Below are 12,992 nucleotides of genomic sequence, written 5' to 3'. Positions count from 1 at the left end.
GATTAGTCTCGGTGGTCGCGGATGATGGCGCTGAGCAGTTGCACGACGCCTGCCAGCATCAGCGTCATCAGGACGAACACCACGATGTTGTAGATTCGCCGGGGCTGGAGCGGATACTCCGGCCGGGTCGGGCTCTGCACGACCGCTACGTTCTTGAGCTTGCGCGTGGCCTCGATGCGCGCCTTCTCCAGCGCGCCGATCGCGGTCTTGTAGATGTCGAAGGCAAATTCGGCGGCAGCCTGCAGGCGGTCGTGTTCTTCCACCACGCGGTTCAGGCCGCGGCCCTTGGTCGAAACCATGCGGCCGCGCTGCTCCGCCATCTGGCGCTCCACTGCGGCGATCTGCGCATCGATCTGCTGGATCGCCGGCGACTGCGGCGTGAAGACGTCCTTGAGCGAATTGCGCTTGACGTGCAGTTCGGCCAGCGTCGCCTCGGCATTGGCGACGACGGTGGACAGGCTCTCTACCTCGCCGCGCGGCGACACCAGGCCGTTGGCGTTCTGGTAGGCCACCAGCGCCTGGCGGGCCGCCTTCAGTCGTTCGCCCTGGTCATGTACCTGTTTCTCGATGTAGACCACCTGCTCGCTGGCGATCCGGTGCGTCATCTCGTTCATGAAGCGCTCGCCGTCGGCGACCAGTTCCTGCGCGATGGCATGCGCCATCTCAGAGGTGTAGCCCTGCACCCGGATCACCAGAACGCGCGCGAAGTCGTCGTATTCGACGCTGACGCGTTTCAGGTAGTAATCATGGAAACGCTCGAGCGAGGCATCCTCGAACCACAAGCGCGACAGCGGATCGCGGCCACTGTCCGCGTAGTGCTTGCGCAGCCCAAGCTTGGCGTCGAGCTTCTTGAGCATGTCCGCCGACAGCAGGTACTCGCGCAGCAGCAGCAAATCCTGGGGCGCGGTATTGCCGACCAGTAGCGATGTGAAATCCGCCGCGCTGGCGCCCACACCGTCGCTGCGCTCCACCACGACCCGCGCCTCCGACACATACAGGTCGGAAGCGATCACGCTCCAGTACACAACGGCAAGCAGGCAGGCGGCCACGGCCACCTGCCAGATCCGGTTCAGGGTGTTCACTCGTGTCAGTCGCCCGATCTGCCCTGCGGCGCCCGACGTAATCGTCTTCATCATGCTGGAATGCTGTCCCTGTACGCGCGCAGGGCCTCTTCAACGGAATCGAACCAGTGCGCCTGGCCCTGATGCAGCCAGACTGCCGACTGGCAGAAATTTTTAAGGGTAGATTCGCTGTGCGAGACCATCACCAGCCCTGCACGGCCGGCGAGGTCTTCGAAGGCCTTCTGGGACTTGTGTTTGAACGCTGCGTCGCCGACTGCCGTCAGTTCATCGACAAGATATGTATCGAAATCGAAGGCAAGCGACATGGCGAATGCCAGCCGCGAGCGCATGCCTGAGGAATAGGTCTTGACCGGCTCATCGAAGGCATCGTGAAGCTCCGAGAACTCGCGCACGAACTCGAGCCCCTCCGCCAGCGTGCCGTGGATGCCGTGAATGCGGCAGACGAACTTGGTATTCTGGCGCCCGCTCAGCGAGCCCTGGAATCCGCCACTCAGACCCAAAGGCCACGACACCCGGCAATTGCGGACGATGCTGCCGCGGTTGGGCTGATCGATGCCGCCTACCAGTCGGAGCAGCGTCGACTTGCCCGCACCGTTCGCGCCGATCAACGCCACCCGGCTCTTCGGTGGAATCTTGAGCGTCACGCCCTGCAGCACCCACTTAGAGCCGTGGGTGGTGCGGTAGCGCTTGTGGACGTCAGTGATCTCGATCATTGCGCGGTCAGCCGGGTTGCATACCGCATGTGCATGGCCAGACCAAGGAAAACAGTGGCCAGCGCCCAAAAGGCGAGATAGCCCAGACTGATATGAGCTTCGCCGTGGTAAGCGGCAAACCAACCACTGCGCATCGCTTCGAGGCCATGGGTGATCGGATTGACCAGCACCACGTTGCGCATGCCCCGCGGCATAGTGGAGACCGAATACATGACCGCAGAGAGGAAGTAGAGCGGCGTGAAAACGAGGCGTATGAGCTTGCCGAGGTTGGGCAGCAGCGTGCCGATGACCGAGAACATCAGGCCCAGACCCAGCCCGAACGTCCACAGTAGGAGTGCCGACCACATGACAAGCAGCGGATCTGCGGGCCGCACATCTATGCCGAGCAACGCCAGCACGGCGAGCAGCACGGCGCCGACGATGACATGCAGGAATGCTTCGACCGTAGCGCGCACCAGGACCGTGTCGACCGGCTGTACCTGTCGGTACGAGAACAAGGCATGATTGGCGTTGATGGCTTCCATGCCCCGTTGCGCGATATTGCGCACCAGGAAGAATCCCCACACCCCGACCAGGATGAACACTTCGATGTTCGCGTCCTGCCGGACCTGATGCCTGATCACACCGAACATCACCATCAGGAAAATGATGTGCGCCGCCGGCTCAAGCAGGATCCAGACCCAGGCGGCGCGCGCCCCTGCCAGGCGGGCACTGGCCTCGCGAAGGAACAGTGCTTGCCAGACCGACAGTGCGATGGAGACGTCCGACCGGACTGAAGTCCGGTTCATTGCGGGCTGTGGTTACAGCAAGGAATACCGCAGGGACTGTGGAGGGCCATGGCAGCGTCTTTGCGACGGCCACGCAGGGCGGTAGCGCTCCCGATGAAGGTACCGCGGTCACGGTGCGCCGTCCAAGCAGGGATGCCCGGCACACAGCGAAGCGTTCGAGTTGCCAGGCGGCCTTCCCCCAGGTGCGTTTCACTATTGCCGTTTATCACGCTCATTATTCGACTGTTCTGCTGGAGATTCTGGCTTACCGCCAATTTTGCAAAGCATTTATGTTAGCCCGCCATACTAAGCGGCACCATCAACGCTCACAATATCCAGCACAAAAATCAGAATTGCCTTAGGAACCAGGTTACATTTCCGGCACAATTCGATGTAGAAATCGCACCACATCGAGCTTATAGAGCGATTTCTCCCCTGCACCGCAAGGGCGCATGGGTTTATCAGTCAAACAACTAAATCGTTAAATCGTTATCAAAAAAAATCTGCTTTGCGAAAGCTCAAGGTTTCTCAAAAAATTTTCTGTGTCGCCATAAAATTGGGATCGCCCAGATGGACTTCGGTGCCAGAAGCCATTTGGACACGGCATCCTCTTCGCTTTATCGTCCGCGGAAAAATCGTCCAGGCGCAGTGCAGAGCCATCGCCAGCACGGGGAAAGGCGCAGCCACGCGATCGAAGCGCTCTACCAGGGAAGGAAAAGGGATGCGGCAGTGAGGGTTGCCGGCTGACTTGAGTGAGTTCAAGCCACGGCTGCGACGGCCGGCCATGGCCGAGCGCCACCATGCGGTTCGTTACCGCACGTCCCCCCCATTGCCCCATGGACTGTGCCCGCCAGAAGGGCCTAGGCAAAGTGGGATCGAGACTGTCAGCCCATAGGGACCGCAGCTACCGGGTCAACACATCCGGTACCAGTAGCATCCGTCTGCCCCTACTTCCCGCACCACCTCCCCCCGCGCCAGCAAGTAATTCAAATGCGCGACACTCTCCCCCGTCGCCATCCCCAGCAAACCACCACTCCCAGTGATCGGCCGCGAGAACAGTTCACCGAATACATCCACCGCCCGCTTCGGCGTCACCAGCGCCCCGCGCAACCTATCCAGCGCCTGCATCTGGCTAGCCCGCAGATAGTCGATCCGTGCATGCAACCCCCGAAACGGTTCGTTATGCGCCGGCAGCACCAGCACATCGTCCGGCACGGCGGCGCGCACCTTGTCGAGGGAGTCCAGCCAGTCGGCCATCGGGTCGGCGTCGGGCTCGGTCGGGAACACCGATACGTTGGACGAAATGCGCGGCAGCACCTGGTCGCCCGATACCAGCAGCTTCAGCGCCGGGCAGTACAGGCAGGCGTGTTCGGGGGAATGGCCGGTGCCGACGATGACCTGCCAGTCGTGCGCGCCGATGCGGACGGTATCGCCGTCGGACAGCCGGCGGAAGCTCTCGGGCAAGGCGTGGACATATTTGCCGAAGCCGCCGAAGCGGGTGCGGTAGACCTCGATCGCCTCGTCGTCCCAGCCGGCCTTGCGATAGAAGGCGATGGCGTCGTCCGGGGCGGCGCGGCCGGTATCGGCGGCGAGCACGCGGCACATCAGGTATTCCAGCCGCGTCATCCACAACTGGCAGTCAAACTTGCCGGTCAGCCAGCCGGCCATGCCGATGTGGTCGGGATGCATATGGGTCACGAACAGGCGGGTCAGCCCGCCGTCGAGCGCGCCGTCGTCGGCGAACAGTGCGCGCCAGGCCTGCGCGGTTTCGGGGGTCTGCAGGCCGGAATCGACGGCGGCCCAGCCGTCTCCATCGAGGATGGCCCACAAATTGATATGGTTCAGGCCGAGCGGCATCGGCATGCGCAGCCACAGCACGCCGGGGGCGACTTCCCGGGCCTGGCCGGGTTCGGGGGCGTCGCCGCAGGGATAGTCGAGTTCGGGTTTTTGCAGGGAGATGGGGGCAGCTGCGAGCGCGATGTCGGGGGATTGGGCGGTCATCGGTGTCTGGGCCGGTGGGCCGGCCATGCTGTGCGCCGTGACCGTGGGCAGCGATGCCCCGGCCCGGCGCGTTCTGGATAGCTGACACCTTAGCCCAGTTGGACGATTCCTGCCACGCGCGCCCTGCCCGCGCTCGGGGGAGACTAGCGCGCCGGGGTCGGCAGCACCTTGCCCGGATTGAGCAGGTTCAGCGGATCGAGCGCCTGCTTTACCTGCCACATCAGTTCCAGCTCCACCTGCGACTTGTAGCGCGCCAGGTCGTCGCGCTTGGCCACGCCGATGCCATGTTCGGCGGAAATCGAGCCGTTTTCCGCGTGCGCCATGCCGTCAACCAGCGCGGAGACCGGTTCATACCATTGCGCCAGGAAGTCCCGGGCGGGCTGGTCGCTGGGACGCAGCGGGTTGAAGTGGACGTTGCCGTCGCCCATATGGCCGTAGATCACCATGCGCGCTTCGGGGACCAGTTCCAGCACTTTGGCCGAGGCCTCTTCGACAAACGCGGCGATGCGCGACAGCGGCACCGAGACATCGCACTTGATGCTGCCGCCGGTGCGGGTCTGCGCGTCGGAGATCTCTTCGCGGATGCGCCAGAAGGTCTGCGCGTCGGACAGGCTGGTGGCGACGGCGGCGTCCAGCACCAGCTCCTGGCCAAAGCCGGATTCGAGGATCTCCATCAGCGTGGCGTTCAGGCTTTCCGCATCGGTGCCGGAGGTCAGCTCGACCAGCACCATCCAGTCGTGCCGGTCCTTCAGCGGCGACGCGACGTTGCCGAGGTATTCCAGCACGAGCTCCAGCGCGGGCCGCGAGATCAGCTCGAACGCTGTCACGGCCTGGCCGGACAGGCGCTTGGCTTCGCCGAGCAAGGCCACGGCAGCGCCGGGATCCGGCACCGCGACGAAGGCCACGGCACTGCTGCGCGGCTGGGGCATCAGCTTGAGCACGGCGCCGGTAATGATGCCGAGCGTGCCTTCCGCGCCGACGAACAGCTGCTTCAGGTCATAGCCGGTATTGTCTTTGCGCAGGCCGCGCAGCGACGAGTAGACGCGGCCGTCGGGCAGCACCACCTCGAGGCCCAGCACCAGGTCGCGCATATTGCCGTAGCGCAGCACCGCGGTGCCGCCGGCATTGGTCGACAGGTTGCCGCCGATCTGGCACGAGCCTTCCGAGCCGATGCGCAGCGGAAACAAACGCTGCTCGGCCTCGGCGGCGCTGCGTGCCGCGCTCAGCGTGACGCCGGCCTGCACGGTCATGGTGTCGTTGACGGTGTCGATGCCGAGTACGCGGTTCATGCGGCTCAGGTTGACGACCACGGCGGTGCCGCTGTCGTCCGGCACGGCGCCGCCCATCAATGAGGTATTGCCGCCCTGCGGCACCACCGGCACGCGCTGCGCGTGGCACCACTGCAGCACGCGGCTGACTTCTTCCGTCGAGGATGGCAGCACCACCACCTGCGCCTGGCCGCGATAGATGCCGCGGTAATCGGTGACGTAGGCCTGTGTATCGGCATCACCGCTGCGGCAGGCGCTGGCGCCAACGATGGCCTGCAGCGCGCGCAAGGTGGTGTCTGGGGTCGGTAGCTCGACGGTCATGGAGATAGGGTGAAGAATCAGTCGGGTCAGTACGCGGCGGAAGGCTTGTCGGCAGCGGCGTCCGCCTGTGGTTCACGGAACGAAGCGGCAAGCTTGCGCGCGGCGTTGGCGTACAGCATCACGTCAACGCCCGTGGCGACGAAGGTGCAGCCCAGGTCCAGGTAGCGGCGCGCGAGCGCGGGGTCCGACGTCAGCGTGCCGGCAGCCTTGCCGCTGGCGATGATGGTGCGCATCGCGCCTTCGATGGCGGCCTGCACATCCGGATGGCCGGGGCGGCCCCGGTAACCCATCGACGCGGCCAGGTCGGCCGGGCCGATGAAGACCCCGTCGACGCCATCGACCGCGCAGATCGCTTCCAGGTTCTGCAGCGCGGTGACGGTTTCGGCCTGCACCAGCAGGCAGATCTCGTCGTCGGCCACGTCGAGGTAATCGGTGCGCGCGCTCCACTGCGATGCGCGCGCGATGGCGCTGCCCACGCCGCGGATGCCCTGCGGCGGGTAGCGCGTGGCGCTGACCAGCGCGCGGGCCTGCGCGGCGGTATCCACCATCGGCACCAGCAGGCTGCGCGCGCCGATATCCAGCAGCTGCTTGATCAACGGCACTTCGCCGGCCACGGCGCGCACCACGGGCTGGACCGGATACGGCGCCACGGCTTGCAGCGCATGCAGGGTCGAGCGCAGGTCGTTGGGCGCGTGCTCGCCGTCGATCAGCAGCCAGTCAAAGCCTGCGGTAGCCGAAACCTCGGCCAGGTACGGCGTCGCCATCGACAGCCACAGGCCGATCTGCGCCTGGCGCGCGGCCAGTGCGGTCTTGAAGGGATTGTTTGCGGGCATGGGGAATTCCTGGTCCGAAGAAGAGGCGCCTGGCGCTTCAGCCAAGCTGGCCCTGGCAAAGGTACTTGGTATGCATGTAGTCGTCCAGCCCGTGGCGCGAGCCCTCGCGCCCGTAGCCGGATTCCTTGACGCCGCCGAACGGCGCCGCCTCGGCCGCGATCGCGCCTTCGTTGATGCCGACCATGCCGGTTTCCAGCGCCTGCGCCACGCGCCAGATGCGGCGGACGTCGTTGGAGTAGAAGTACGCGGCCAGGCCGAATGGCGTGTCGTTGGCATCGCGGATCACCTCGGCCTCGTCGCGGAAGCGGAAGATCGGCGCAACCGGGCCGAAGGTCTCTTCGCACGACAGCCCCATCGCAGGGGTGGCGTCGACCAGCACCGTCGGCGCGTAGTAGTGCGGGCCATCTTCCGTGCGCACGCGCTTGCCGCCGGTGACCACGCGCGCGCCGCGGGCGACCGCGTCTTCGACATGGCGCGCGATCTTGTCGACGGCGCGGGCATTGATCATGGGGCCGGTCTGCGCGGCGTCGTCGGTTGCCGGGCCGACATGGAGCGCGCTGACGCGCTGTGCCAGGCGCTCGACGAATGCGTCGTGCACGGCGTCATGCACGTAGACCCGGTTCGGGCACACGCAGGTCTGCCCGCCGTTGCGGAACTTGGAAGCCATCAGGCCATCGACTGCGGCATCCAGGTCGGCGTCTTCAAAGACGATGAATGGCGCGTTGCCGCCCAGTTCCAGCGACAGCTTCTTCAGCGTCGCCGCGGACTCGCGCGCCAGGTGCTTGCCGACCGGTGTCGAACCCGTGAACGTGACCTTGCGCACGCGGCTGTCGGCCAGCCAGGCATCGACCACACCCGGCGTGCGCTCGCGCGAGGCCGTGACAAGGTTGATGACACCCGCTGGCATGCCGGCCTGCTGCGCCAGCCATGCCAGCGCCAGCGCGGTCAGCGGGGTGTCCTCGGCGGGCTTGGCCACCACGGTGCAGCCGGCAGCCAGCGCCGGTGCAATCTTGCGGGCGATCATCGCCAGCGGGAAGTTCCATGGCGTGATCGCCGCGACCACGCCCACCGGTTCCTTCAGTACCAGCAGCTTGCGGCCCGGCACCGCTTCTGCGACGATGTCGCCGCAAATGCGCGTGGCTTCCTCGGCAAACCACTCCACGTACGAGGCGCCGTACTGCACCTCGCCGCGCGCTTCCTTCAATGGCTTGCCCTGTTCGGTCGAGATGATGCGCGCCAGGTCTTCCTGGTGGGTAAGGATCAGCGCATGCCAGCGCTTGAGCAACTGGGCGCGTTCGCGCGCGGGCCGGCGGCTCCATGCCGGAAACGCCGCGGCGGCGGCGTCGACGGCAAGGCGCGCATCGCCGGCATCGCTGTCGGCCACGCTGGCGAAGGCCTCCGCGGTGGCCGGGTCGGTAACGGGAAAGCGCGCAGCCAGGCCGGCATCGCGCCACTGGCCGTCTATCAGGTTCTGGCTGCGCAGCAGCGTTGGCTCGGAAAGCGTCGGCATCGATGTGTGAGGAAAAAGATTGGTGGAGCGCGGCTCAGCTGACGATGCCGAGGTGCCAGGGCACGAACTCGTTGTCGCCCAGGCCGAGCAATTCGCTCTTGGTCGGCTCGCCCGAGGCCGCGCGCAGGATATGTTCGAAAATCCGCTGGCCCATCTGCGGCACGCTCAGTTCGCCGTCGAGCACCAGTCCGCAATTGATGTCCATGTCTTCTTCCAACCGCTGGTACATCGCCGAGTTGGAGGCGAGCTTGATCGTCGGCGCCGGCTTGGAGCCGAACATCGAGCCGCGCCCGGTGGTAAAGCAGATCAGGTTGGCGCCGCTGGCGATCTGGCCGGTAACGGCCACCGGGTCATAGCCGGGCGAATCCATGAACACAAAGCCGGCCTGGTTGATCGGCTCGGCATACTCATACACCGCCTGCAGCGGCGTGGTGCCGCCCTTCATGGCCGAGCCCAGCGACTTCTCGAAGATATTGGCCAGGCCGCCCTGCTGGTTGCCGTGGCCGACCACGCCGTTGAACTGCGCGTTGTGGCCGGCGGTGTAGCGCTCCCACCAGGCGAGGCGATCCAGCAGCTTCTGGCCAACTTCCGGCGTGACCGCGCGGCGGGTCAGCATGAATTCCACGCCGTGGATCTCCGGCGTTTCGGACAGGATCGCGGTGCCGCCATGGCGCACCAGGATATCCATCGCCGCGCCCAGTGCGGGGTTGGCGCTGATCCCGGAAAAACCGTCCGAACCGCCGCACTCCAGCCCGATCTTCAGGTGGCTGGCGGGCACCGGCTGGCGCACCGCGGCGTTGGCCGCCGGCAGCATCGATTCGATCGCGCGAATCCCCGCAGCGATGGTGGCGCGCGTGCCGCCGGTATCCTGCATCACCAGCGTATGCACCGCGGGCCCCGGTTCCAGCCCTTGCGAGTCCACCAGCGCCGCCACCTGGTTACGCTCGCAGCCCAGCCCAACGATCAGCACGCCCGCCAGGTTGGGATGGCGCGCATAGCCGGCCAGCGTGCGGCGCAGCACGTCGAAATGCTCGCTCGGCGACGACATGCCGCAGCCGCTGGTCTGCGCAAACGCGACCACGCCATCGACATTCGGATAGCCGGCCAGCCGCTGCGGCGTGAAATGCGCCGCGATCTGGCGGATCACGGTGGACGAGCAATTGACCGAAGACAGGATGCCGATAAAGTTGCGCGTGCCCACGCGGCCGTCCGCACGCACGAAGCCGTTGAAGGTGGCGCGCTGCGCCTGCGGCACGTATTCCACCGGCCGCACATCCTGGCAGAAGCCCGGGTCGCGGTAGAAGTCGACCAGCGTCAGGTTGTGCGAATGGACGTGGTCGCCCTGCGAGATATCGCGCGCGGCCACGCCGATGACGGTGTCGAACTTGCGCACCGGGGTGCCGGCCGCGATAGCGCACGCCGCGATCTTGTGGCCGGCCGGCACCTGCGCACGCACGCGCACGGCGGGATCGGCCAGTTGCTGGCCCAGCGCGAGGTCGCTGCGGGCGACCAGCACGTTGTCGTTGGGATGCAGCCGGATAACGGGATTGGGATTCACTGGGTCTTGGCCTTCGCGTGCCGTCAGTTTTGCTGCAGCAGTTCTTTCAGCTTCAGGCGCTGGATCAGCTGGGTTTCCTGCTCATAGACGCTGGCGACGTACTTCTTGTACTCGGGCCCGTCCAGGTACATCACGGGCGCGTCCAGGCGCGCCGCCACCTGCCTGAACTCGTTGCTGGCCACCGCGGCGCGGAAGGCGTCGCGCAACTTCCTTTCCACGGCGGCCGGCAGGCCCTTGGGCGCGCCGATGCCGTTGGGGGCTTCGACCACCACGTTGTAGCCCAGATCCTTGAGCGTGGGCGTGTCCTTGAAGCGGGTCGCGCGCTGTTCGCCCCACGTCGCCAGCAGGCGCAACTTGCCGGCTTCGACGTGCGGCGCCCATGAACTGGAATCGGCCAGCAACTCCACCTGCCCGGCCAGCACATCCTGCAGCGCCGCAGCACCGCCCTTGTAGGCAATGGCATTGAACTGGATGCCCGCGGCCAGCGCGAACTGCTCCATGCCGACATGCGTCGCGCCGCCGATGCCGGCGTGCGCATAGGTGATCTTGCCCGGACTGGCCTTGGCGGCGGCCACTACGTCCTGCAGCGTCTTGTAGCGCGAGTTGGCCGGCACCGCGATGCCGAAGGTCTGTCCCGAAGTGCGGGCCAGGTAGGTCAGCTCGGTGCGCGGGTCCAGTTGCAGCATGCCGAGCTGCGCGAAGCGCGTGACCGAGATCGGGATCTGGCCGATGGTGTAGCCGTCGGGATTGGCGCGCGCCAGGGCCTTGGTGCCGATCATGCCCGAGGCGCCGGCGCGGTTCTCCACCACGATCGACTGCTTGAGAATGCCGCCGGCCACCTGGCACAGCGCGCGCATCGACTGGTCCGCGGTGCCGCCGACCGGCCACGGGCAAATAAACGTGATGGGACGCTCGGGATAGTCGGCGGCCAGTGCCCGCGCGGCCGGCAACAGCACGCCGGCGGCACCCGCGGCGGCTCCGATGAGCAGGCGTCGGCGCTTGGCATCGACAGGGAATCGTTGGGTCATTTGCGGGTGTCTCCGATGTTTTGATTATCGGCGGGACCGGCGCTGCCAGCCTCGTCATGCCCGCATTCTGTCGGCGCAATCCATAACAATCCAATCGTAAATTGGCATTGCTTCATAACCTTCAGGTTAGATAGACTGCGGGCATGGTACAGATCGACCGCGCGCTGCGCTCCAATATCAAGCTGCGCCACCTGCAACTGCTGGTGGCGCTCGACGAGTTCCGCCATCTCGGGCGCACCGCGGAATTCCTGTCGGTAAGCCAGCCGGCGGTGTCCAAGGTGCTGACCGAAGTCGAGAAAATGCTGGGGCTGGTACTGTTCACGCGCTCGACCCGCGGCACCGAGCCCACGCCAGCGGGCGAATCGCTGGTGCGCTTTGCGCGCTCGGTGCTGGCGCAGTACGAGCAGACCCGCGACGAGATTGCCGCGGTGCAAAGCGGCGCGTCCGGGCGCATCCGCGTAGGTTCGATGGGCGCGGCGCTGCCGGTATTGCTGGCGCAGGCCGTGACCGCGCTCAAGCAGCGCCACGCGCACGCCACCGTGCTGGTGGAGGAAGGCGACCTGACCCACCTGCTGCCCAAGCTGCGCCTGCGTGAGCTGGACCTGATCGTGGGCAGGCTGGAGCCGGGCTATGCCGCGCCGGACCTGCTGACCGAAGCGCTTTATGCAGAGCCCATGGTGGTCGTGGTGCGGCGCGGCCACAAGCTGGCGCGAAAGACGCGGCCCGGCTGGGCCGACCTCGCCGCGATGCCGTGCGTGCTGCCGCCGCCGTGGGCCTCTCTGCGGGTGAAGATCGAACAGGCCTTCTTCCGCCACGGCCTGCACCCGCCGCAGGACGTGATCGAGACCTCGTCATACCTGGCCCAGGCCACCTTCATCGACCAGCGCGGGGCGGCCGCCTTCATGGCCGAGTCGGTCGCCAGGGCCATGCAGCAGGAAGGCCGGCTGCAAGTGCTGAAGATGGCAGTGCCGGTCGACCTGCCACCGGTGGGCATCATCACGCTGCGCGAACGCGCGCCGTCGATCGGCACCGACCAGCTGGTGGCGTGCCTGCGGCAGGCGGCCGCGGCGAAAGGCTAGCCCGCGCCGCGCGCCACCAGCACCGGCACCGAAGTCGCCAGCAGCGCGACGCCGGACAAGGTCAGCAGCGTCAGCACGATCTTGCGGAAGGTAGCCTCGCTGATGCCCAGGTAAAGCCGCGTGCCCAGCAGCGTCGGCACCAGCATCGCCGGCGCCACCACCAGGAACATCGGCAGCATCTCGCGCGTGACGATGCCCTTGCCGACATAGGCGGCCATGGTCATGGCCAGCGTGGCGAGGTTGAAGTTCTGGATCACGGCGCGCTGCTCGTCCTTGTCGAATCCGCGCAGCGTGCACCACAGCGTGGGAATCACGCCGGTAAAGCCGCCGATGCCGCCCATCACGCCTCCGGCGGCGCCGGCCACGCCGTCAGCCACGCGCCCGCCCACGCCGATATGCGGCAGCCGCCGCGCCATCAGCATCACCGGGCACCATAGCGTCAGGAAGGCGCCGAGTATCGCCTTGAACCATTGCGCATCGAGCAGCGGCAGCACCGCCACGCCCAGCGGGATGCCGGCCACGCCGCCGGCGACGAACGGCCACAGACGCCGCCACGAAAGGCCGCGACGCACCGATGCAGCCGCCAGCAACTGGCCGGTGAGCGCGCCGAACACGGTCATCGCCGCGGCCAGCCGCGGCTCGATGGCCCAGGCCCAGAACGACATCGCCACCATGCCGAAGGCGAAGCCGGACAAGCCCTGGACGAATCCGGCCACGGCGGCGCCGGCGATGACGATCAGCAAGGTGGAATCAAAAGACACAGACGGGGCGCAAGAGGCTGAGGATGCAGGGCGCATAACTATGCACTTTCCTGCAGCTGTTGTCAGCCTTC

Annotated in this window: 11 protein-coding genes; 1 reads left to right on the top strand and 10 read right to left on the bottom strand. The window is 66.3% G+C overall.

The features are described from left to right. Nucleotides 1–2 precede the first annotated feature (2 nt). The 9 genes from CBM2594_RS20030 to CBM2594_RS19990 form a co-directional block, all read right to left on the bottom strand. Nucleotides 3–1,136 (bottom strand): chain-length determining protein, encoded by a 1,134-nt coding sequence (locus tag CBM2594_RS20030; protein ID WP_111520271.1) that lies wholly within the window; start codon nt 1,134–1,136, stop codon nt 3–5. Next, nucleotides 1,133–1,795: an ABC transporter ATP-binding protein gene (locus CBM2594_RS20025; RefSeq protein WP_116358536.1), complete on the bottom strand. Its 663-nt coding sequence runs from the start codon at nt 1,793–1,795 to the stop codon at nt 1,133–1,135. The genes CBM2594_RS20030 and CBM2594_RS20025 overlap by 4 nt, the downstream gene beginning before the upstream one ends. Next, a complete protein-coding gene (locus CBM2594_RS20020) occupies nt 1,792–2,583 on the bottom strand; it encodes an ABC transporter permease (RefSeq protein ID WP_116358535.1) in 792 nt (263 codons plus the stop codon). The genes CBM2594_RS20025 and CBM2594_RS20020 overlap by 4 nt, the downstream gene beginning before the upstream one ends. An 891-nt stretch (nt 2,584–3,474) precedes the next feature. Further along, nucleotides 3,475–4,563: an MBL fold metallo-hydrolase gene (locus CBM2594_RS20015; protein WP_116358534.1), complete on the bottom strand. Its 1,089-nt coding sequence runs from the start codon at nt 4,561–4,563 to the stop codon at nt 3,475–3,477. 143 nt (nt 4,564–4,706) lie between these two features. Next, complete coding sequence (locus CBM2594_RS20010) at nt 4,707–6,152, bottom strand: FAD-binding oxidoreductase (RefSeq protein WP_116358533.1); 1,446 nt, start codon at nt 6,150–6,152, stop codon at nt 4,707–4,709. 26 nt (nt 6,153–6,178) lie between these two features. Continuing rightward, nucleotides 6,179–6,985 (bottom strand): 4-hydroxy-2-oxoheptanedioate aldolase, encoded by an 807-nt coding sequence (gene hpaI, locus CBM2594_RS20005; protein WP_116358532.1) that lies wholly within the window; start codon nt 6,983–6,985, stop codon nt 6,179–6,181. Between the two features lie 37 nt (nt 6,986–7,022). After that, on the bottom strand, nt 7,023–8,495 hold the full coding sequence (locus CBM2594_RS20000) for an NAD-dependent succinate-semialdehyde dehydrogenase (RefSeq protein ID WP_116358531.1): 1,473 nt from the start codon (nt 8,493–8,495) through the stop codon (nt 7,023–7,025). A 34-nt stretch (nt 8,496–8,529) separates the two neighbouring features. Next, entirely contained in the window at nt 8,530–10,053 is a 1,524-nt protein-coding gene (locus CBM2594_RS19995) for a UxaA family hydrolase (protein ID WP_116358530.1), read from the bottom strand. Nucleotides 10,054–10,076: 23 nt separating this feature from the next. Further along, the gene (locus CBM2594_RS19990) at nt 10,077–11,081 is read right to left on the bottom strand and encodes a tripartite tricarboxylate transporter substrate binding protein (protein ID WP_116358529.1); all 1,005 of its coding nucleotides are present in this window, start codon (nt 11,079–11,081) and stop codon (nt 10,077–10,079) included. Nucleotides 11,082–11,224: 143 nt separating this feature from the next. On the opposite strand from CBM2594_RS19990, the gene CBM2594_RS19985 reads away from it, so the two are divergent. Next, nucleotides 11,225–12,160: a LysR substrate-binding domain-containing protein gene (locus CBM2594_RS19985; RefSeq protein ID WP_116358528.1), complete on the top strand. Its 936-nt coding sequence runs from the start codon at nt 11,225–11,227 to the stop codon at nt 12,158–12,160. Here CBM2594_RS19985 and CBM2594_RS19980 read toward each other — a convergent pair. After that, nucleotides 12,157–12,957, bottom strand: a complete 801-nt coding sequence (locus CBM2594_RS19980; protein ID WP_116358527.1) for a sulfite exporter TauE/SafE family protein — start codon at nt 12,955–12,957, stop codon at nt 12,157–12,159. The genes CBM2594_RS19985 and CBM2594_RS19980 overlap by 4 nt on opposite strands. Nucleotides 12,958–12,992 lie beyond the last annotated feature (35 nt).

Origin of the sequence: Cupriavidus taiwanensis, from assembly GCF_900249755.1 — a bacterium.
Taxonomy (GTDB): domain Bacteria; phylum Pseudomonadota; class Gammaproteobacteria; order Burkholderiales; family Burkholderiaceae; genus Cupriavidus; species Cupriavidus taiwanensis_D.
The sequence above is the reverse complement of the archived record's forward strand: the minus strand, read 5'-3'. Positions and strand labels throughout refer to the sequence as shown.